The sequence below is a fragment of the Flavobacterium sp. GQ95 genome, assembly GCF_059758655.1.
The window spans coordinates 57,124-80,049 of sequence record NZ_JCAXEB010000017.1 but is presented as its reverse complement, the minus strand read 5'-3'; the positions used below and the strand labels follow the sequence as shown (position 1 = coordinate 80,049).

At 31.9% G+C, this 22,926-nt stretch carries 14 protein-coding genes and 1 pseudogene; 9 read left to right on the top strand and 6 right to left on the bottom strand.

What is annotated here, in order from left to right:
• The 7 genes from AC6CH4_RS23660 to AC6CH4_RS23630 are packed head-to-tail and all read left to right on the top strand — an operon-like array spanning position 1 to position 6,230.
• Positions 1–522 (top strand): hypothetical protein, encoded by a 522-nt coding sequence (locus tag AC6CH4_RS23660; protein ID WP_498107394.1) that lies wholly within the window; start codon positions 1–3, stop codon positions 520–522.
• A gap of 37 nt (positions 523–559) precedes the next feature.
• Complete coding sequence (locus tag AC6CH4_RS23655; RefSeq protein WP_498107392.1) at positions 560–1,516, top strand: hypothetical protein; 957 nt, start codon at positions 560–562, stop codon at positions 1,514–1,516.
• 4 nt (positions 1,517–1,520) lie between these two features.
• The gene (locus AC6CH4_RS23650) at positions 1,521–2,276 is read left to right on the top strand and encodes a hypothetical protein (protein WP_498107390.1); all 756 of its coding nucleotides are present in this window, start codon (positions 1,521–1,523) and stop codon (positions 2,274–2,276) included.
• Between the two features lie 2 nt (positions 2,277–2,278).
• Positions 2,279–3,346, top strand: coding sequence for a hypothetical protein (locus tag AC6CH4_RS23645; protein WP_498107388.1), 1,068 nt, complete (start codon positions 2,279–2,281; stop codon positions 3,344–3,346).
• Positions 3,347–3,392: 46 nt separating this feature from the next.
• A complete protein-coding gene (locus AC6CH4_RS23640) occupies positions 3,393–4,304 on the top strand; it encodes a hypothetical protein (protein ID WP_498107386.1) in 912 nt (303 codons plus the stop codon).
• A gap of 2 nt (positions 4,305–4,306) precedes the next feature.
• Positions 4,307–5,299 carry a hypothetical protein gene (locus AC6CH4_RS23635; RefSeq protein WP_498107384.1) on the top strand — a complete coding sequence of 331 codons (993 nt, stop codon included), beginning with the start codon at positions 4,307–4,309 and terminating at the stop codon, positions 5,297–5,299.
• A gap of 4 nt (positions 5,300–5,303) precedes the next feature.
• The gene (locus tag AC6CH4_RS23630) at positions 5,304–6,230 is read left to right on the top strand and encodes a hypothetical protein (RefSeq protein WP_498107382.1); all 927 of its coding nucleotides are present in this window, start codon (positions 5,304–5,306) and stop codon (positions 6,228–6,230) included.
• A 56-nt stretch (positions 6,231–6,286) separates the two neighbouring features.
• On the opposite strand, the gene AC6CH4_RS23625 is transcribed toward AC6CH4_RS23630, so the two are convergent.
• Positions 6,287–6,457: a hypothetical protein gene (locus tag AC6CH4_RS23625; protein WP_498107380.1), complete on the bottom strand. Its 171-nt coding sequence runs from the start codon at positions 6,455–6,457 to the stop codon at positions 6,287–6,289.
• Between the two features lie 428 nt (positions 6,458–6,885).
• On the opposite strand from AC6CH4_RS23625, the pseudogene AC6CH4_RS23620 reads away from it, so the two are divergent.
• Positions 6,886–7,310: pseudogene (locus AC6CH4_RS23620) on the top strand (helix-turn-helix domain-containing protein).
• A 96-nt stretch (positions 7,311–7,406) separates the two neighbouring features.
• On the opposite strand, the gene AC6CH4_RS23615 reads toward AC6CH4_RS23620, so the two are convergent.
• The 5 genes from AC6CH4_RS23615 to AC6CH4_RS23595 all read right to left on the bottom strand — a co-directional run bounded on the left by AC6CH4_RS23615 (position 7,407) and on the right by AC6CH4_RS23595 (position 18,542).
• Positions 7,407–7,646, bottom strand: a complete 240-nt coding sequence (locus tag AC6CH4_RS23615; protein ID WP_498107378.1) for a hypothetical protein — start codon at positions 7,644–7,646, stop codon at positions 7,407–7,409.
• Between the two features lies 1 nt (position 7,647).
• Positions 7,648–12,336, bottom strand: coding sequence for an RHS repeat domain-containing protein (locus AC6CH4_RS23610; RefSeq protein WP_498107376.1), 4,689 nt, complete (start codon positions 12,334–12,336; stop codon positions 7,648–7,650).
• A gap of 69 nt (positions 12,337–12,405) precedes the next feature.
• The gene (locus AC6CH4_RS23605) at positions 12,406–17,409 is read right to left on the bottom strand and encodes a hypothetical protein (RefSeq protein ID WP_498107374.1); all 5,004 of its coding nucleotides are present in this window, start codon (positions 17,407–17,409) and stop codon (positions 12,406–12,408) included.
• Positions 17,410–17,419: 10 nt separating this feature from the next.
• The gene (locus tag AC6CH4_RS23600) at positions 17,420–17,941 is read right to left on the bottom strand and encodes a hypothetical protein (protein ID WP_498107372.1); all 522 of its coding nucleotides are present in this window, start codon (positions 17,939–17,941) and stop codon (positions 17,420–17,422) included.
• Between the two features lie 67 nt (positions 17,942–18,008).
• Positions 18,009–18,542, bottom strand: coding sequence for an OmpH/Skp family outer membrane protein (locus AC6CH4_RS23595; RefSeq protein WP_498107371.1), 534 nt, complete (start codon positions 18,540–18,542; stop codon positions 18,009–18,011).
• Positions 18,543–19,298: 756 nt separating this feature from the next.
• On the opposite strand from AC6CH4_RS23595, the gene AC6CH4_RS23590 reads away from it, so the two are divergent.
• Positions 19,299–22,847 carry a hypothetical protein gene (locus AC6CH4_RS23590; protein ID WP_498107369.1) on the top strand — a complete coding sequence of 1,183 codons (3,549 nt, stop codon included), beginning with the start codon at positions 19,299–19,301 and terminating at the stop codon, positions 22,845–22,847.
• Positions 22,848–22,926 lie beyond the last annotated feature (79 nt).

Below are 22,926 nucleotides of genomic sequence, written 5' to 3'. Positions count from 1 at the left end.
ATGAAACTGAACAAAAAAAATAAACTGCTTTTGCTCGGGTTTCTTGTAGTGCTTTACGTTTGTTACTCGTTTGCGATCTCTAATACTGTAAATTACTATAAAGAATACAAGAACAAACAAGAGCAGATAGCTGCAGATAGTAATATGCCTAAACTGGTGGGGCAGTTAATCCAAAAAGAGAAACAGTTAGATCAGGTATTGGCTAATTATGATATTAATGTTTCAGAGTCATTTCAGAATGATTTATTAAAACAGCTGACTTCTTACAGTGATGGCTACCATTTGAAAATAGTTGATTTTCAGGAACCACATATTATATCAGAAAAAGGATTTACTACTACAAGCTATATATTTTCATTAGAGGGTTCTTTTAATGGATGTCTGGCAGTACTCAATAAAGTAGAAAATAATCCAGCCCTTGGAACTATCAGGTATTTAAACTTCGTAAAAAAGAAAAATTATAAAACAAATACAGATCAGTTATTTGTAGAAGTTATTATGCAAAAAAATAAAGGCGTTTAAACAATATTTACTGCCAAAACCAAACCTTAAATAAATTATGAAAAAGATTCTTTTACTTTTTGTGGTGTTTGCTGCACAGTTGAACTTTGCCCAAAATGTTTTTCCTACTAATGGAAATGTGGGGGTAGGAACTAGCTCCCCATTGGTTAAATTAGAAGTGAATTCTATCGATGTTGCTGCTTTCTTTAAATCTACAACAAATTCGGTACCGGTAAGCATAATGAGTGCTACAACTCCAGTTTGTACAATTGGATTTAAAGGATCTACTTCTGTAAATGAATTTAATGTAAGAGTTGGTGCAGATGGAAATGATTTGATTTCATATACAAATAATATTGAGAGAATGCGAATAAATTCAATCGGAAATGTTGGGATCGGAACAAATACACCGAATTCATTATTATCATTAAACAAAGCATCTTCTATACTAGGTGACCCACAAAGCATAAGCTTATACGAGGACGATCTTGCGAATTATGGCTTTACTGTAAATGCTGCTCGTGGTGGTATGGATTTTTGTGCCAATCAGGCGGCAGCAGGTACAAGTTTTCGATGGTTTGGTGGTACAAACAAAAGTGCACCTAAACAATTAATGGCTTTACTGGGCAACGGAAATTTAGGAATTGGCACCGAAAGTCCAGATGCTAAACTAGCAGTAAACGGAACAATCCATTCCAAAGAAGTAAAAGTAGACATATCAGGCTGGCCAGATTATGTCTTTAAAAAAGAATACGATTTACCAACATTAGCTGAAGTCGAAAAACATATTGCTGAAAAAGGGCATTTAGAGAATATTCCAAGTGAAGATGAGGTTTTGAAAAACGGAATTAATTTGGGTGAGATGAATGCTAAGCTTTTACAGAAGATTGAAGAATTGACACTTTATATGATTGAGATGAAAAAGGAGAATGAAATAGTAAAGAATGAAAATAAATTAATGAAGGAAAATCAAATAGAGTTAGAAAGAAGAATTTTAAAAATTGAAAATAAATAATATTATGAAAAAGATTATTTTCTTATTTGCAGCATTTTTTACACAAATCACCTTTGCACAAAGTATTTTTCCTACTGATGGTGGAAATGTGGGTATTGGGACAATATCACCGACTCAAAAATTAGATGTCTATGGAAATGCTTTTGTTAAGGGAGCAATTATCAGTTCCATTCCAAGTGATACTGGTGGGCATATACAATTAATAAATTCCACTAAAAACGGTAATGGAATTGCAAGTACCTGGATGATTTATAATATGACCGGTGGATATGGAAATAGCTTGCAATTTTGGGCCTATGATAATTTAAGTTGTGGGGGAGGAATGTGTAACAATCGCTTTACTATAATGGATAATGGAAATGTTGGTATTGGAATTGGAATTCCCAACAATAAGCTAGACGTTAACGGAACAATTCACTCCAAAGAAGTAAAAGTAGATATGACAGGCTGGTCAGATTTTGTCTTCAAAAATGATTATCATTTACCAACACTAGAAGAAGTCGAAAAACATATTGCTGAAAAAGGGCATTTAGAGAATATTCCAAGTGAAGATGAGGTTTTGAAAAACGGAATTAATTTGGGTGAGATGAATGCTAAGCTTTTACAGAAGATTGAAGAATTGACACTTTATATGATTGAGATGAAAAAGGAGAATGATGAGATGAAGAAGCAAAATAATTTGATTAAAGCTGAGAATGAATTAATTAAAAACAATCAGATTGATTTAGATAAGCAGATTAAAAATCTTGTAAAAAATTAATTATGAAAAGAAGATATATAGTATTGTTTGCGTTGGTCACACAGATGAGTTTTACCCAAAATAGTTTTCCGTTACCTTCAGGTAATGTTGGAATAGGAACAACTAGTCCATCATACATGTTACATATAAATGGTTATCATAATAATTCTCAAATTTTAGTGCATTCTTTAGGAGGCGGTGATGATGCGCGCCAGGCTGATCTAATGCTTTGGTCCAGTGAACCGGAAGTAAGCTATTCCGGAGTTGGAATTGGTAATAATGTAGCTGTATCTACAAGTAGAGGACTGCATTTATTGAATTCTATAAGAGGAGGTTCATATCTAAGATTACTAGATAATTCCATGTCTTTTGGTATTGTTTCATCATCTGGTGTAAATAAGGAGGTTTTAACTTTGGATACACAAGGAAACGCCGGTATTGGCACAAACTCACCTGTTAGCAAATTATCTATTGCTGGTTCACTAACAATAAATGGAGGGTTGACAAATACTTTGGCTAGGCCGTCAATTACTAGTAAGAACTTGCTCACAGGTGAAATTAGAGGTTATAGTAGTGGGGGAAATGATTATGATGATGGTTTTTTAAGAATTTCAGCTGGAGGCGGAACAACCCCAACAATTAAATCTTATATCGATTTATCGGGTTACTCGACAGTTCCGGACATGAATGGAAACATCGTTTTTGGAACTTTTGGCAGCGAACGTATGCGTATCGATCGAAATGGCTACGTTGGGATTGGAACATTAGCTCCAGATTCAAAACTGGCAGTAAACGGCACAATCCATTCCAAAGAAGTAAAAGTAGATATGTTAGGCTGGCCAGATTTTGTCTTCAAAAAAGAATACAATTTGCCAACATTAGAAGAAGTAGAAAAACATATTATCGAAAAAGGGCATTTAGAAAATATTCCAAGTGAAGAAGAAGTTGTAAAAAATGGTGTGAATCTAGGTGAAATGAACGCTAAACTTTTACAGAAGATTGAGGAGCTAACATTGTATATGATTGAGATGAAAAAGGATATAGCTGATTTAAGGAAAGAAAATATAGCCTTGAAAGCAAAGAAGAAATAATAATTCAAATAGAAACATTAATTATGAAATTATAAATTAAATAGTTATGAAAAAATATCTACTGATTTTAATGTTGCTTTCTGCAGTGCTTGTGAATGCACAGAACTATAATAATATAGTGAATTATTCTCTTAATGCTACACCCAGTTATGGAGTTAAAATAAAAACCAATTTGCCGTTTGTTGTAGGGTCACAAATGCCAACGATAAACATTACAGGTTATAATTTTGGAAGTGCAGAACCTATAAATTTAACAATTGTGTATTACGTATATTTTACAGGAACGAATATGGAAGACACTTCCAGTTATTATTTTTATGGGCCCAAAATGTCCTCATCAGGAAGTTATACACCTCAGGTTTTTTTATCTAACGAAAATGGCAAAGTAGTTATTTTTATAAACGATAAAGTTTATCATCAAAGGTTTACAGTAAGCGCCTTTGCGCAAGGAATGGCTGAAACTGCTTCTTGGTTTCAAGGCTGGACAGCAGTCGATGAACCAATGACAGGAACAAAAACAGTCGAAATTCCCTATCAAAATAGATTTAAAGGCAATGTTTTTTTGTCTGGAGGCGGGGTTTGGAATGCTGCCGGAGATGTTGGTATAGGAACTGAAAACCCAGATGCCAAATTAGCCGTAAACGGAACCATCCACTCCAAAGAGGTAAAAGTAGATTTGAATGTTCCCGCACCAGATTATGTTTTTGCCAATGATTATAAATTAAGAAGCCTTCAGGAAGTAGAAACTTATGTGAAAGAAAACAGTCATTTACCTGAAATTCCTTCCGCCAAAGAATTCGGAAAAAATGGGATTCAATTAGCTGAAATGAATATGGCTTTGTTGAAAAAAGTGGAAGAATTGACATTGTACGTGATTGAGCAGAATAAACGTTTAGATATAATTGAAAAGGAAAATAAGGATTTAAAAAAGGAAATAATTTCAATTAAAAGTAAATAAAAATGAGAGTAAAGATTTTATTAATAGTATTGATATTTGGAACTCAGATTAATTTTGCTCAAAATAACTATCCTCCAACAGGAAATGTAGGATTGGGAACAAATTCAGCAGGAGCAAAATTACACGTAAATAATGGAGATAATTCATATGGTACAATCTTAGCAAATGCGAGTGAAACGTCATTTTCATTATATGCAAAATCGTTATCTACGCAACCAGTTTTTGCAGAATCTTTTAGACTAGGACTAAAGTATGACAATACTGAAGATAATGGGTTTATTTCATTTTACAGAGGCGCAAGTGTTAGTGGCGGATTTCTAGGGTTTTCAACAAATGGAATAGAGAGAATTCGCATTGCTAGTACAGGTAATGTTGGTATTGGTACCGATAATCCAATCGGTGTGTTGGATGTGCGAAAAAGTGCTTCAAATGCTGGTGGGCAATCTGTTGTAAATTTAATTGGTTCGACATGGACTGGTGACGGAGCCAGTTTAATATTAAACCAAGTTTGGAATGATAACTACTATAAAACAATAATTGATAATAGCGGGTTTAATTATGGACAAGTAGGATCAGGCTTGAAAATACAAACTTCATATTGGAACGGCAGTGCTGTTAATACTATTACAGCATTAGTATTAACCCCAGCTGGTAATTTAGGCCTAGGTACAACAAGCCCAGATGCTAAATTAGCTGTAAATGGGACAATTCACTCCAAAGAAGTAAAAGTAGATTTAAATGTTCCCGCACCAGATTATGTTTTTGCTAATGATTATAAATTAAGAACTTTAAAAGAAGTAGAAACTTATGTAAATCAAAACAGTCATTTACCTGAAATTCCTTCTGCTAATGAATTTGAGAAAAACGGAATTCAATTGGCTGAAATGAATATGGCTTTGTTGAAAAAGGTTGAGGAGTTAACACTTTATATTATTCAAATGGAGAAAAATCAAAAAGAATTAGAAAAACGACTTACAAAAGTTGAAACAAAATAAAAATATGAGAAAAACTTTTTTAATGCTTGGTCTGTTTATTGCACAAATTAATTTTGCTCAAAATCATATTGAGTCAACTGGAAATGTGGGAATAGGAATTATAGCTCCATCCGTCCCTCTCGATGTTATGGGGACTGTTAAAATACAATCTTCAAACGGTAATTATAATGAAAATCTAAGATTACTACCGTCATTAGCTGGAGATTATTCTTGTATTGCTCTGGGAGCTGTAGCAGGTAATTCAGGAACAGGGATAGGGCAGTGGAACCTGATAAGATATCCGGCTTCAAATAATTATATGTTTAGTTTAAGATATAATAGTATAGATTATCTTAATATTTCAAACAATGGCAATATTGGAATTGGAGACCAGAATCCACAATCAAAATTAGTTTTAAAAGATGGCAACCAAGCTTTGAGTTTTTTGACTAACCAAAAGCTGACGGGAGTATGGCCGCCTGTATCTGAACCGCTAACAATGACTATACAGTCTTCAGGTGTGGCATCAGGTAATATTGCATTTGCGACTGGAAATGATGAGGTTATGAGAATTCAGGCTGGGGGAAATATAGGAATTGGTACAACAAGCCCAGATGCTAAATTAGCTGTAAACGGGACAATTCACTCCAAAGAAGTAAAAGTAGATTTAAATGTCCCGGCACCAGATTATGTTTTCGGTAACGATTATAAATTGAGGAGTCTTCAGGAAGTAGAAACTTATGTGAAAGAAAACAGTCATTTACCTGAAATTCCTTCTGCTAAAGAATTCGAAAAAAACGGAATTAACGTTTCTGAAATGAATATGGCACTTTTGAAAAAAGTGGAAGAGTTAACGCTTTATAGTATTGAACAGCAAAAAAACACGGAGAAATTAAGAAAGATTATTGAGGTGCAGAATAGGAGGTTAGAGATGTTGGAAAATGGAAAATAAATTGACTATAAGAATATAGCAGAAAGCCGCTTTTGTACTTGAAGCGGCTTTTTTATTTATAAGGTTTTAGAATCTGAAATAAGTTTTTCACTAACACCACTTGGCAGTTCCAGTTCATCCATTGGTAAAATTTGAAGTATAACTTCAAGAATAAGGCTTACATAAATAGATTGATTTTTATCTGTTTCTTTAACTTTATGGACATCCTGATCAATTGCAAAATACATAATTTGAGTGTATTGGAAATTACGCAGCCTGGCTCGTAATAATTTTGAAATTTGATTTCGGCACAATAAAGTTCTTTTTCTTCCCTAGCAGGTTTTAGTGTATTTAAATATCCTGCAGTTAATTTTTTAAGCTCTTCTAAATTTTTAATTTCTTTCCATGATACGATTTCTTTTTTCGGCGTTTAATTTTGATACTATTTTTTGATTTCTTTGCAGCGGGTATTTAAAAGAACATCATAAAGGATTTTTACTAATTTTAAGACTTGATTTTTTAACTTAAACTTGTCCGAAAAATTGTATTTTTGTTTTGTGCATGCAAGTAAAGATTACTGTTTGCTGTAGCGCATCATTTGATTTGTATTGTACAGAAATAAATATGTTTTTTACGAATTGCTTTATTTTTTATTCCTAATTATTACCTTTGAATTATGAGCACATTAACGAAACCAAACCATATAGGGCGAAAAATAAGCCGTATTCGCGAATTACGAGACATGAAGCAGGAAGCTTTGGCACAAGCCTTAGGAACAAACCAGCAAGCGGTATCGGCCATGGAAAACAGTGAGAATATTGACGACGATAAACTAGCCGAAATAGCAAAAGCACTTGGTGTAACCTTGAAGCAATTAAAAGTTTTTCTGAAGAAAATGTGATAAATTATTTTAATAATATTTACGATAATGATTTTAGTAACAGTGTTGGAGCTGTTCCTATCAACGCAAACAATTGTTCCTTCAATCCATTAGACAAAACGATGGAGATTGTAGACGAAAACAGAAAACTTTATGAGCGTTTATTAGAATCTGAAAAAGAGAAAATTGGTTATTTGGAGAAATTACTTAAAGAGAAATAATTTTTTCTAGATAATATTATAAAACAAGAAAAGAGACCGAAGGTCTCTTTTCTTGTTTTATAATGGCTCAAAAAACTGAATATTAGAATAAATCTTTTATGGCGTGAAAATAATTAGAAGAATTATGATAAGACCCAAAACAATTACACCTATCATATGATTTCGGTCGCTATTTCCACTTTTTTTATCAATATTTCCTTTAGGAGACCATATTGTAGAAAATGAAATAAAATCATCATCGTTGGTAAGAGTTATAGCATTTAAATAAATGTATCTTGTAATAGCCCCTAAGAGTTCAATTAAGTATCTTCCTGATATTATTTCTATTAAATCCATATTACTCTTGATTTATTTCTTCGTTTACTTTTCTTGCGCCCTTTTTTGAATATCTAATAAATTTACTTCGTTTTGTATAGGAAGTAAGAATTTTATTTATTCTTACCATTATTGCTCCTCTAGTTGCAGGGGCTAATTTTGTTAAAAATGTACCCTTAAATGTTGAACCAAAGGTTGCTACATTAAATTTACTGGCTAAACTTGGTGCAGATGAAAATCTTCCTTTAATTGGAGATGGGGTGATCAAATATATAGTATTTATACCAGATTCAACAACCTCTTGAGGGCTAGCACCAAAACCGTTAAGGTGTCTTGCCGAATTATCTTTATAAAAATTCCTTGTACCATAAACATATATATCATCCACTATATTATATGGAACTTTAGCCAACCCTCTTACGTTAGATTTAATAAAGTTATCACTTTCTCTAGGATTTAAATAATTTTCTTCGATATTTTCAAAGAAATTTGCTTGATGAGCAGTTATTTGAGGTGTCCATCCGTAATTATCGAGCCCCTTACCAGAGGAAACTGACGTAATAGTTATTCCTGTCTCAAAACCTTCGGCACTAAGTTCAGGTCGAACAGATGTTAAATTAAAATAATAACCTTTGTTTTCACTATACATTATTTGAGAAGGATCTAATCCATTCTTTATAGCGTTATTTCTCTGAAAATTAGCCCAGAATTTAAAAAGCCAGCCTCCATCAGGGTCAACTCCAGAAACAGGATTATTTCCCATTCCTAAATAAGGAGAAGCATACTGACTGTAAGGATCGGTAGAAAGCCATCTTCCAATTCTTCCATCCCAAAGTCGTAATTGAAAAGCTTCCATTTGTGTGTCCTTATCCAATTCCTGCCCTTGAAAAGCATAGCGGTAGTTATCAAATGAATTACGTCCATATAATACCTCTCCAAATGGATAATAATCGGCGTAAGATTTTGTAACTGTACTGCCGCTTTCTTTTTGAATCACTGCTCTGACATTACCTAAATGATCAGCAATTTCATAGTTTGTTATATTTGTTCTATTTGTAACACCTAGCCTATTTACTCCATAAACAGGTAGTTCGACTTGATTTATGCTTCCGCCGCTTACTAAGGAATATATAGCTATTGTGTTTCCAGATAAATCTACTGTATAATAAGTGGTACCAGGTAATGAACCATAACTCTCTTTTCTAATGCGCTGTCCTCTTTCATTATAAAAGAACTTTACTAAAGAAACATTACTTTTCTTTACTTCGATTACTAATCCTTGTGAGTTGTAAATGTAACTTAGATTTTCAGAAACATTATCTGTTAATTGACCTATTGCATCATATTTATAATTTTGTGCGTTTGTTTGATTTCGAATATCATTTAAATTAGGATCTACAATACCACTATCAGAAACACTGTTTAATTGATTTTTTCCACTGTAATTGTAAGTCAGATTGTCGATAATACGACCTGAATTATCAGTTCTTATAAGCGTTTTTATATTTCCATTAGGGTCATAGGTTAAACCACCCTCATTTAAAACTGACGATGGCGTAATAATAGCTGTATTTGAATTTGCATTTCCAAATGTAGCTCCTGTCAGCCAATTGTTAAGGTTGTAATTGTATAAATATCCTTTTTGATTTGCTGAGCCCCCAGAGTAATCGTCAGCTATTCCTTTATTGGCCCATCTAGCTGCTTTTATATTTCCGTTATAATCTAATCCGACAGAAGGCGAAGAAGTAATATTTCGACCAGTACGCAAATAGTCCCCATTATAATAGTCAAGTATTAATCCAAATACATCATTACCATCGCCTCCAGGATCCTGTGTAGCCTCTAGACTGGGGTGATTAATGCTTTTTAATTCGCCGCCTAATGTATATACATAATCTATTCCTTGTACTCCCTGACCAATATTTACACGTTTTAATTCTCCTGTTTTATAATAACCATAATCAGCATGTGTTGTAAAAGTTGAGTTATTCATTGATGTTTCTACTTTTGTCAATGCATCATTAGCATTATATTTATATTGATGTACAAAAAGTTCAGCCGTTTTATCTTTTTGCAATAAAACTTCTTTTACATTGTTTCTATCGTCATATTCATAGTGAATGGTTTTTGCGCCAATTCCTTCATTATATTGTACTATCCATTCTGTTCTGCCATATAAATCATAACTGTACCAGGTAATAGCAGAAATAGTTGATCCAGGTTTTGTATAAGTAATAGCAACATTACCGGATAAATTATTCTGTATATAATTTGAGGAAGGAATTCCTGCTGCAACCAAAACATTGCTTAAATTTAGGTTATTTGGTATAGCAAAAGAAGTAAGATTGTTTTCTGTATCATCATATACAGTAAATGTTTGTTCTGTGCGTGTTCCTGAAATTAATTCCCCATCTGGATTAGAGCTGGCTGTTAACCAATTGTTTGCAATTACCCCGTTTTCTTTTGGTCTGCCTAAAGAATCATAATCTGTATAGGAAACTTTGGTATCTGATTGAAGTGCATTTTGCGAATATCGTATCTGCCCATCACTTCGATAAGCAAATCTACTGGTTCCTTGATCTGGGCTCAATGATTCAATCAATTGATCTAGTCCATTATACTTATAAGTTGAAGTGAAATTTGGAGAAGTCATATGAGTAGGAATCGCTACGACTGTTGTATTGCTTACATAACCATTTGGCTGCACGGATTTTATTAATTGTCCAGTTTTGTTATATACATTTACTGCATAATCATAATAATTAACATTGTAAGAAATTCCTAGTGCTCCTGTTTCATTAGCTACTCTTCCATCAAATTGAATTATATAAGTATCATAGTCTTTAACGGGAGGTGTGATTGCAACAATTCTGTAAGCATTACCTCCCACAAAAGAGGAGTTTGTTATAGGGGTAATCTCCTGACCTGTTTTCAAATTATAAGCTTTGTAAAAAGAATTATTTTGTATTAAAGATATTTGGGAAGATTGTATTCCAGTTGGAATATGAACATCTACAAAACCTTGTGTGCCAATAAGGGATATAACAGGATAAGAAACTACTCCTCCTGAACGAGCTGTTGCTAAAAGTTTTCCTTCTCCATCAGTAAAGGATACATTTTCATTTCCATTAGCATCAATCGTTACGGTTTTATAAAATTTTGTAACAACGATTTTTTTGCCTGAAAATGTATATCCATCAAAATAATCAGAGCCATAGACATAATACATTTCCTGTGCAGCAGGAACTGTATACGAATATCCAGTTTTCCAATCTCCATTTATTTTATTTCCTCCTATTATATTTATTATATTTCCTGGGTTTAAACTATCGTAATTGTTTTGGGTAAAAGGATGACTTGCTGTTGCCTGATATGGTTCCTCCGTATTCCTATCACTATAATAATTAGCTAAACTTGGATTTGCCGAAATATCAGGCAAATTTGCTGCTGTTGCAACAAAACTGCTTCCTGAAGTTGCAGTAATAGTAAAAGTATCTTTTAGCGTAATAGTCGGAGCTGTTAAGCTTACATTTAAACCAGAGCTTACTATTCCAGTAACTGTAATAGATTGTGTGGCTTTATAATTATTATTTGAAGTAATATTATTAAGTGGAATTACAGATGGATAAGAACCAGTTGCTACTTCAGCACTGCTTTTTAGGAAATTGGTTTTTTCAAAAGTATTTAGTGGAGACGGAGCTATGAAAGATGTTTTATCTGGTCTGTTAAAATTGTCATAGGTGGTTTCTGTGCCCCAAATTTTATTGGTTACATAGTCTTTTGCTAGATTGACATCTGATTTCCCTAAATTATCATAATATGATCTAGCCTCATTTATCAAGGTACCTTTACTGTCATAAGAAATAGAATGTATCCAATGATTATTTTGGTCATAAGGATAATCAGGAACTGAAAGATCATAATTATAGTTTAATTGGCATCCCGTTGATAATGGAGGAACGGGTGTTATTTCATAAAATATTAAATTTTGATTTTCAATTTTTGCTCCATAACCTGTAGGCAGCCCATTGTTGTCTTTTATAGGACCTAAGTCATTATTAAATATCGTGGGGCTGGTTGCTAAATATGCAATTACTCCAGTTTTTAATCTACAGGAATTGATAGGATGTGTGTTATTTTGAGTTCCCAAGTATATAGTAATATCTCTTTGAGCAGCTGAAATACTTATTGAAGCACCGCTTCCAGTGGTACAAGTGAAAACATTTCCTAATGAAAGATTGTAATTGACTGAGGGACCAATCATTCCTGTCTTTACATTAGGGGTTGAGGCAGAAGTTGAAAAAGAGTTATTAAATGCTGTATAGAATACAAGGCTGTTATTTTGAATTTTTGCAAAATATCCAGTATCAGCATTACCAATTCCAGATAGAACAGGACCTAATTCTATATCTGGTAAAGGAGGTGAGCAACTCAATACTTTTATTACACCAGTTCTCATGTTACGTGGTCCCCAACTATTCGAAAAGGTGATTGATAAAATATTATTTTTTATTGATATTAAACCTGGGGCAGTTGTTGACTGCTGAGGAAATGTTACATCAGTAATTGGTAAAATTTCACTGTAATCAGGGTACGAAATACCAAATGGTTTTATTTTATTAAATGGTTTTATTTTATTAATAGTATCTAACTTAGGATTACCTAAAATAATAATTGGAATCAATAAGAGTAAGTATATAAATTTTTTCATTGATATATAGTTTTATTTTTTTAATTCTAAAATTGAAAGATTTTACTTATTATTTGATTATTAAAAAAATTATTTCCTCAAAAATTTATTGTTATATGTATTTGATTTTGCTATTTTAAATCCTCCCTGAATACTATTAGAAGTATCATCAATAATCTCGGAGTATGTTTTTACAAGTCTGCCGGCAGCATCATACTCAAATTTTGTAGCAAGACCATTGTTTCCAATAATATATGTTAATTCATCCCACTCATTATAAACATATCCAGCTATTGAAGATGCTACAGGGCGAATCATTAAATCATCAAAATATACTTTTGTTGCATCTGTTGAACTTAAAGAGATGTTGCAAGAACCACTAGGAATTGGAAGGTAAGCTGTTTTTAGTTTCCAATTTCCAGCTGTGATATTATCAGAAATAAAACTGTAAGTAGTATTATCTAATTTAATAACAGCTTTATCAGCATTTGTTTTTTCTACCCAAACAGATACTCTGTATTTGCCAGCAGTATGTTCTAAATTTTTCATCGAAACTGTTAATTTCGAAGTTGATGTAGTTTCAACTGATTTTCTTCCTGTATGAGAGTAGAGACTGCTTTGTTGATCACTGCTTGTTATTGATATTTCTGGGTCTAGCCAGGTACCATTAATATTTTCTGCTCCAGAATAGAATATTTCACCGTATCGTGCATTTCCATTTGTTGTTATCTTAGTATTATTGTCTCCCATTTTTGTGGAAGTAAAGTTACCATTGATATTTTTCATTTCTAATGGTGCAGAAAAATGATCATATAATGTTGTTTCAGAAATTTGTTTCCATTTAGAATTTTGAGCTACTTCCTCACCAGGTGTCACAGGAAGACTCCAATTGAAACTGTCATCATAAGTAGTAAAAATACCGTTGCTGTCTATTGTTCCATTCCATATATATGATTTATGTTTTCTCCATATTTTTTCGTTAATTCCAGTTGCAGTTTGTTTGGTTCCGGATATATCCTTATATGCCCATACATTACTCCAAGTGGTAATACCAATACTGGTTTCTTTCCATGGCTTATTACTATCGTTTTGATCAAAAATATAAGCATAGTTGGCAGTAATCTGTGAAAGCATATTTTTATTATTAATATTGTCTACTTTAGACTGCATGCCAGAATATTTTTGATATGCCGGTATTAGTTTTGTTTTTACATTTTGACCGTCACTTGTTTTTGTTGTAGTTTCTAATACTTGACCTGTAAGAAAATCATATTTTGTATAATTTGTAGTTATCGTTCTATTATGATCTGTTTTTGATGTTGAAAGTAGGACTGATGGTATTGATTTATAATTTAATGAGTTCACAAAATATTCGTAAGATGTTGTTCCTACAGGATTGCCTCCTGGAGATACTCCAGGGATAACTTTATGTGACCTGTAAGATTTAAAAGCTTCACCATAAGTGCCGAAAGTATCGTTAAAAGGATTTGAATATTGAAAAGTTTGTTTACTTAATATTTGATCTTTTGAATTCAATTTAGTAATTGAAAGCAATTCACCAATTTTAGAAGTATTATCTATAATTGAAGTTGTTGCAATAGCTGTTCTGGCTACATAATTATTAGAACTTGAATTATCTGCTAAAACATCTATAGCCCTTATTTTTTCATTAGAGTTTATTTGTAAAAAATCTCCATAAGTCGCTGTTACGGATGCTTCAAAATTTCCTACTTGGTTTTCGCCATTACTTCCATTAAGTGTATAATCATTATTTGGTTTTAATACATTAAACTGAAAAATATTTTTTTCAAAAATGTTATTGTCATTATCTTTTGCTGTTACTGTTACAGTTTCGTAAACAACGCCACTAGTAAAAAAAGTGCTGTAATCATTTTTTATGTATGGTGTTGAAGCAGTAACACCAGAAGATATTGTAGAATTAGGTTTGTTGTAGTCGTATGTGGTGGTTGACTTTTTATTATTGTCAATTACATTGATATTTTTCACTCTTAGTCCACCTCTGGAATCATTGCATCTACCAATTAATTCATCTTGGATATCACAATTGCTTACATTAATTTGAGCACCATAAGAATTTCCAGTAGTTCCTCTTCTATTTGGAGGGCAATAGAAGTCACCGGTGTAATAACTTGGCACCTGCGCACTAAAGGTTAATGAAACAACATTATCTGTAACACTATTGACTGTGGCAGTTGTTGTAAATGGCGAATAGGAATCTTTACTTAAAGTTACACTTATTTGATTTCCGGGGTTTAAACATTTATATATTTGACCAATTGTATAACAAGGATTTTGCCATTGTACTTCTATTGTTCCATTATATCCATTATTTGTGCGTATAAAATTTTTAGCTATAGGATTATAAGAAATATTCGTATTGAAATTATTCAATACAGCACTAAAGTCGTCTTTCTCATACTCTATACCAATGGAACTACCTAAAGGAGTTTTTATGTTTTTTAAACTATAATTAAATGGATAATCTTTATCAAAACCCCATAGGTCATAATTATTTTTGTCAAAATCTCTATTTATGTAATAATCAAAATAATATGGTGGTGATACAGAAATATGATTTTTTCCATAGCTAGCTAATGATTTTAAAGACAATTTACCAATATTGTCTTTTTTACTTAGAGAATTGTCATAATTAAATTCAAATGTTTTTATTGATTTAGATTGTAAAAGTGATAAATTCGAATTTTTTGTTAGATATACATTGCTATTATAGGTACCTCCAATCCAGTTTCTTTGATGTAGTACAACTTCTGTTGTCCCTAAATTTTGCCCCAGAATATTTGATTTTTGAGCTGTAGTTTTAAAATTTATACTGTTATTTGTTTGATTATCTGGTATTTCTTGATTGTTTAATTGAAATAAGCTTTCATCTTTCTTGTTTATCAAGACTATTCGGTCTAGTTTTAAGCTTTTAAAATTCCCCGAAATATTCATGTTATAATCATATTTAGTTTCGGTAAAATAAATACCAGTGGCATATTGAGAATTATAGACCAGTGCGTTCTCTACATCATTAAAAGTATTTGATTTTGATATTGAATTACCTATATCATCTATTCTTTCACTTTTTATAAATAATGCTTTGTTAGTTCTTGTGCTTATAGAGTTTAAATAATATACTTGCTTAATACCTATTGCTCTTGAAGTTGTATTAGGGTTTGGTGATTCTGTACAATATGCTCTTCGATTTATAGTGCTGCTTACTTCTTTATCATTAACAGATTCCCTTTTCCATAGATATCCATCGCTCCATTTTCCATACGAAAAATCAACCCAATATCCGTAATCTGCATCATCAACTTTACCATTAGAATTAACATCAATATAATCTGGGCCAGTTATCGCAGTTAACAACCAATTTGTCGCATATGGCTGGGTATCAACTTTTTCTATAAAGCTGTTGTCTTCTCCACTTGCTGTTTTATAAGTTCTCATTATAGTTTCAAAATTATAAACAGGTAGTGAATAATGGTAAACCTTTCCGTCTACAGATGTAATTTTGAAGGCTCCAATTCCTTTGGGAGCGAAGCTTGAGGCATTATTTCTATTAAAATTCCCAGCTTCGATTATTAAGACAGGATTGTTTTTAATTTGCTCATTTGTGTAACATTCTGTAAATGTTTCTTTTTTTAATCTGTTTTTTACACTATTATAATTTGAATAGTTTTCGGAACCATCACTTATAGTTGAATTTACGACTTCGGAATTCGTAATATTTGTAATATCATTTAGTGTTGAACTATTTATTGACCAATCATTAAATTTTTTATTTATATAAGATGAGTTAGTATTCAAAGGATAAAAATGAATTTTATTTTCGTCAATATTTGGCAGTTCCATAAAATTATTTGAAAACTTTTCGCCAATATGATGCCTGTCTTTAAAACCTGCAACACAGTAATCATCAGCACAATAAGGATTTTGCTGTTCAGAATTTAATATTAATGTCTTGCTGTCTAATAAAAGAGGCTGAATATTTTGAATTAACCCTTGAGCAGATACATTGTATTGATCATAACTAGCTGTTGGCGCTGCAAATTTAACACCTCCATTTCTAGAATCAGTTTTATGCCTAAAGTACAATGAAATGCTATTGGCGTCCATATAATCATTTTTGTAGTTCTCTTTTGTAGAAGCATCTAAAACTTTGTATGAATCTTTTAAATATAAAACACCATTAATATTACAAGTTTGAGAATCAAGCATCGAATACTCATTTTTGGAAAATTTAAATCTTACTTGAAAAATATTTGTAATTGGTAAAGCTAAATTAAATGAGCTGCTCACTGAATTAACACCGTGCGGATTTGTCGAATTAGTTTGAGAGTAACCAACTCCTAGGCCTCCCATATTTACACTATTAGAGTTTCCTTGAAAAGAAATTTCTTGTGATCTCATCTTATATGATATGCCAGCCATTCCCATTATAGATACTCCTACACCTTCTCCAGAGGCAGAGAGAGTTGCACCGCCAGCATTTAAGCTCGTTGAATAATTGCCAGCATACGAGTCAAATCCAATACTTTGATTTATTCCTAAACTTGAGTCACCAACACCAAAAGATACAATTCCGCCTTTTGCTTTGCCATTTATAAAAGTATAATCAAGTCCTAAATTGAATATTTTATAATTAACCCCAACCCCAATTGAAATCACTTCTTGTTTACCTAAATTTGAGTAGGCAAAGTTTATACTTTTCCCATTATTCCAATCATCTGGTGTGTTATTAATGTTTCTATTTATTGCGCCTGGATTTAAATTCCATCCTAGACCAACCCATGATGCCTCTTGATCCATCGCAATACCAGCATGATATGATAAGGATAAAGGATATCCGCCTTCAGGACTTGGGACATTTAATAACGGCAGTACATATGACATATCACCAGTTGCTAAATTGACCATATCGCTAGAATCTACAGGTTCAAAACTCGCAGCCTCTGGAGCAACTGGCCCATTATTAGAAGCAAATAAATTATTAGGTAATAATGTTGGAAAAAATATCAACAAGAAAAAAGTGGCTATAATACGATGGTGCTCGTGGTATTTGGTCATAGTTATAATTTTAAAAAACTAGTTGAGGTTCGTTTATTAAGGCTTTGGTATTTATTTTGAATTTAACATCTCCGGTTTCAAGACCTAAATCTTCGATTACAAAATTTAGATAGTCTTGTTTTAGGTATTTTTCATCACGAGGATAGACTATCATTATAGAAGTTGAGTTACTCATGCCGTACATTCTGGGATAAATAAAGTCGACTAGGGCAAGAGTATCTTTTTCAGGTGTATAGACATGTAGTTTATCTTCCATTCCAAAAGCTAAATCATTGACCATTTGGCTAAATTTTGCTTTATCTTGTGCAACACCATTTAATAACTCCTGATTGTTTTTTGACATTGAAAGATTGAAATACAAATACTTATTGTATTGCTTTCTTAATTTCTCTATCTGAGACGGACTATTGTTTTCTGTTAATTCCTGTTTTACCAATAAATCAGTTGGCCTGTATTGTAAAACATAATCAACACCAGATACGGTTTTCTTGTAATGATAACCGTTATCATCGTCCTGTATATAATCATTCATTTCCTCTTGTGTATCAAATGATTTGTTACAAGAGGAAATAAATAATAGTAAAATAAATATCGAGAGTTTATTTTTTATCATATTCAGCATTAAGTCCTTTTAAAACTTCTTCAGTCAAATCGCTAGATTCATCGGCATACATGATGTTTCCGCCCCCGCTTGCGCCAAATATAATTTTGTAGTTATGGTCTTTTCCGTATTCTTTGATATAGTCATTAATATCATTAATTACGGTTTGTGTTACTTTTTTATCTTCTTCCTCAATTTTTTTCTGAATAGCTTCTTGGTAACCATTAATCTGCTGCTGTTTATTAGATAACAACTCTTGTTTTAATTTTAATTCTTTTGGAGAAAAAGCAGCTCTTTCTTTTTCGTAGTTTTTTAATTCATTTTGCCAGTTACTAATTAAAGAATCTACATTAGCCTTCATTAAAGTAGCTTTTTTATCAAATTCGGCTTTGGCAATTTTAGTTTTGCTATAACCAGTTATAAGCTTATTAACATCTACATAGACTAATTCTGAACTTGACTTTGCAAAATAAATTGCAATTACACTCAACAATACTGCTAAAGAAGCAGCATACAAAGGGATTTTTTTCATTTTTATTTTAAGATAATTTTGTGGCAATATTATTAATTAAATGTTAATTTAACAAGTTATTTATTAAAAGACTGGGTGCTTTTTAAACACGATTTGAGCAACAAATATTGCTTTTTAATTTTGTATTTTTTTACGGGAAACCACAATTGATTGATTTTTTAATTATTTTAATTTTTGGAAGTTAATTTTGAGAATATAGAATTTTAAGCAAGTAATTCGAGTAGATTTTTTTTATTTTTTTTTAAATTTAACTAATACTTTTAGTGTTAAATTGTTTGTGATTTTATAATATTTAAAAATTGTAAAATCTTTTGAGTTTAAATAAATTTATCTGTTTTGAGTTTTTAAGCTTTTGTATTTACCTGTTAAAAAATAATGGAGCTCTGATATGGTTTGCTAATTCCTAACTTTTGCACTGATCTATTTTTTATTATGGAATTCAATAATTTTTCAATAAGAACCGATATCAAAATGTTTAATTAATCCTATTAAAAAAGCTGTAAATATCTTGTTAATTAGTTTTTAATTCTTATCATTGTAGAAGTAATTTTTTTTTGGATTCAAAACACAACCGGTTGCCTTTATAACCTTTCATTTATTATTACGTACTATAATGAAAATTGCCAAAAATTGAAATTCTATCATATAAGTGCGATTTTCACCACATATCAGAATTGATTTATTACCATGTAGAACTAAGTAATATATAATTGAAAACATAAATACCAGATAGAATAATTTAATTGAATTAAAACTATGAAGAAAAAACTACCATTTTTTTTAACACTTATGTGTACTGTTGTTGCATTCGGACAAACTATTCAAACGCCAAAAATAATACCTCCTGTACCAACAGCTCAAAATTTTATGCGATATGGTGAAATCCCAGTTGATTATAGTACGGGTATTCCAAATATTGAAATTCCAATATATACCATTAAAGGAAATAAAATTTCATTACCAATTTCAATATCATATCACGCTTCTGGAATAAAAGTAGACGATATAGCTTCAGAAATTGGTTTAGGCTGGGTGTTGAACTGTAGTGGGTTAATCTCCAGAACCATACGAGGTAATAGAGATGAGGCAGATGTGGCATTAAGGACGTATTATAATTCTGGTCAGCTATATACTGATTTAAACAATAAGGCCTATCAGTATCAATGTAGCAGCGGAAGTTTAACTGGAGCTTATAATTTGCAAGACTTTTTAAGAAATAAAGTTAGCGATGTTGAGGATTTGATGAGTGATCGATATTTTTTTCAAATTCCGGGAGCGGGATCCGGTGTATTTACTTATGATTATTCTGTTTTTAATAATAAACAAAACAATGCAATTACATTGCCTTACAGACCCATCAAAATAAAAAATAATATTTCAACTTTAAATTCATTCGAAATTACAGATGAAAATGGAACCATTTATACCTTTAAAACAGTCTATACAGGTGGTGGGATTATCTCTGATTGGTACTTATCTAATATAGTTTCGGCAGATGGAACTGAAGAGATTAAGTTAAATTATGTGGCTCAAAATCAGGGTATTGCCTATAATAGATGGGATTTTGTGTTTCAGAGTAGCATTGAGAATCCTCAGGGGATGAATTGTTTGCCCTATGATATTAGCGCTTCTTCTTCATTGTCTCTTTCTCCTGTAAGACAATTTACAACTCCTGTTTTAAGTACTATTGAAAGTAATAATGAAATAATAAATTTTGTCTACGATACTCGAAGTGATTTTTTATACCTCAAGAGGTTAAAAGAGATTACTGTTTCATCTAAAGATAACCCTACTGTGGTTAAGAAAAAAATCCAATTTTCATCCAAATATTTTAATTCCTGGGACAATGTAGACAAAAGATTAGCATTGGATTATATAACAATATTTAATCCAGAGAATTCAGATACGCAAAAATACGCATTCAAATATAATGAAGTCAATAAGCTTCCGCCTTATCCTGAAAACATGACAAATAGGAGGTATAGTGTAGATTTTTGGGGCTACTACAATGGCATAAATAATATCTCAAATCTTCCTTCAGAATTTCTTCCTATTGCCAGTAGAAATAGCTATGGTGGGGATAGAAATGCAAGTTCAGATCAGGCAACAGCATCTGCATTTATGTTGCAGGAAATTAAGTATCCAACTGGAGGTAAAACTGCTTTTGAATTTGAAAGACACTATGCAGATTATTTATATACTTATAAAAACACATCTGGTATCGCAGTTAATAAAGGAGGATATATAGGAGGATTTAGAGTAAAAAAAATATCAAATTTTAAAAGCGATACAGATCTAAATCCGGAAATTAAATCTTACACCTATAATGGAGCTGTTTATCTGCCACCAAAGCAAGAATATTTCTCACACGACCAAAGATTTACTGAAGTAATCAATATCCCTGGTTCTACGGGAGTTCCTGATACTTCCTGCTGGACAGATTACCAAAGAAAAATGGTTTATTCAGAACCTTTTTTCCCGATGGAAGTTGCACCTGGTTTAACAATTATGTACCCTTCGGTGACTGAAGTGATTGGTACTTCTCTAAGTAATGCAGGTAAAACTATTTATAAATACAGTATTCCTGAATCAGCAGTAGATTATTATAACAATCCGGAGCACCCCTTTCAATTTGAATCAGAATTTTATTACCATCCCCAACATTACGATAAAGGAAATTATGTTCCAAAATTAGTAGATAAAGAAGTTTATGATAGTGCTGGAAATAAAGTATATGATGAACATAATCAGTACGATAACTACTTTGAAACTACTTTTAATACCGGTATTAAGCTTAGTCGGACAAAAATCTATGATCCAAATTATTTTTCTGCAAACTATGCCCTTGTTTCTCCTTGTTGCTATTGTTCCGCTCCTTCAACAACCTGCCAGGCTGGAGGTTTATGTTCTCCAGTTGTACAAGATTTTTTAGCATCAGTAATAGCCATAGATACTAAATGTTACAGTAAAGCTTTATTACTAACATACACTCTGAGAAAAACCTATAATAAATTAGATTCAAATAAAGCTATTTCTGAAACTATAAATTACCAATATAATCAGCAAAATCTAAGAGAAAAAGAAGTCTCTAAATTAAATAGTTCAGGAGAGAATATGATAACTTCATACAAGTATCCCAATGATTTTTATTCGACCTATCCCTATAAAACTATGGTAGATAAAAACATCATAACTCCTGTAATTGAACAGACTACTAAAAATCAAGGTATACAAATTCAAAAGATATATAATGAATATAAAAACTGGGGTAATAATATTATAGAGCCAGAGTTTGTTAAATACCAAAAAGATACACAATCCACTTTAGAAAATAGGATTCGATTTTTGTCCTATGACCAAAAAGGCAATATTATCAGTTTTAAAAAAGAAGATGATATTCCAATAACCTACTTATATGGATACAATAAAACCCTTCCTATAGCTGAGGTAAAAAACGCTAATAATATAGAACAAAGTACATCGCAAACGGAGTATTTATTCAGTAATATGTTTGTACAACCAATGTCGTTAAATCAAAATTATACAGTGGGCACCTTTACAGTATCTCAGGATAAGACTGTACAAATTAGTAGGGACTATGTCAAAAATAATGACCATGAAGCGACATTTTATATCTCTATATATAAATCCGGATTCTCGTTGCCCCAAATTAGTGATTATTTATCGACAAGTCAGACTGATGGATCAGTTTCATCGTCTTATTTCTTACCAGCAGGAAGTTATACAATTGTAATGAATGTAGGGTATGGAGGTAAATCAGGCCCCTATCAGCATGATATAAACTTTAATTTAACTTCGACTGTAGAACAAAAATTGAATATTCCTTTTCATACCAGTTTTGAAGAGGATACACAAGCTATAAATACTGTTTACGCCAAGACAGGCAAAAAATCCCACATTGGATCTTATACTATTAACATACCCCCAGCTTCTGCCGGGTATAGTCAAGTTATTGTTTCTTACTGGGGTAAAACAAATGTATCATCTCCTTGGACCTATGTGGAGAATGTTTTAAATACAAGTAATGGGTTCGTATATACAGTTGGTAGCTCATACGCGTATATAGATGAAGTTAGAATGTACCCTTTAGAGGCTCATATGACCACCTTTACTTATGATTCTTTTTTTAAGACTCCGACCAGTATTATGAAACCTGATAATAGTGCTGAATATTATGACTACGATGGATTTGGCCGCCTTAAAGAGATTTATCTTAAGGACACAGCCGATGCAAAGAGTTTGCTCAAATCTTTTAATTACAATAATAAGCCTTTTGTGCAATAGTAATTTCAAAAATGATAATATACTTGAATTCTGAGCAAAAAAAGTAGAATACATTCTAAACTAATTATATAAAAAAGTA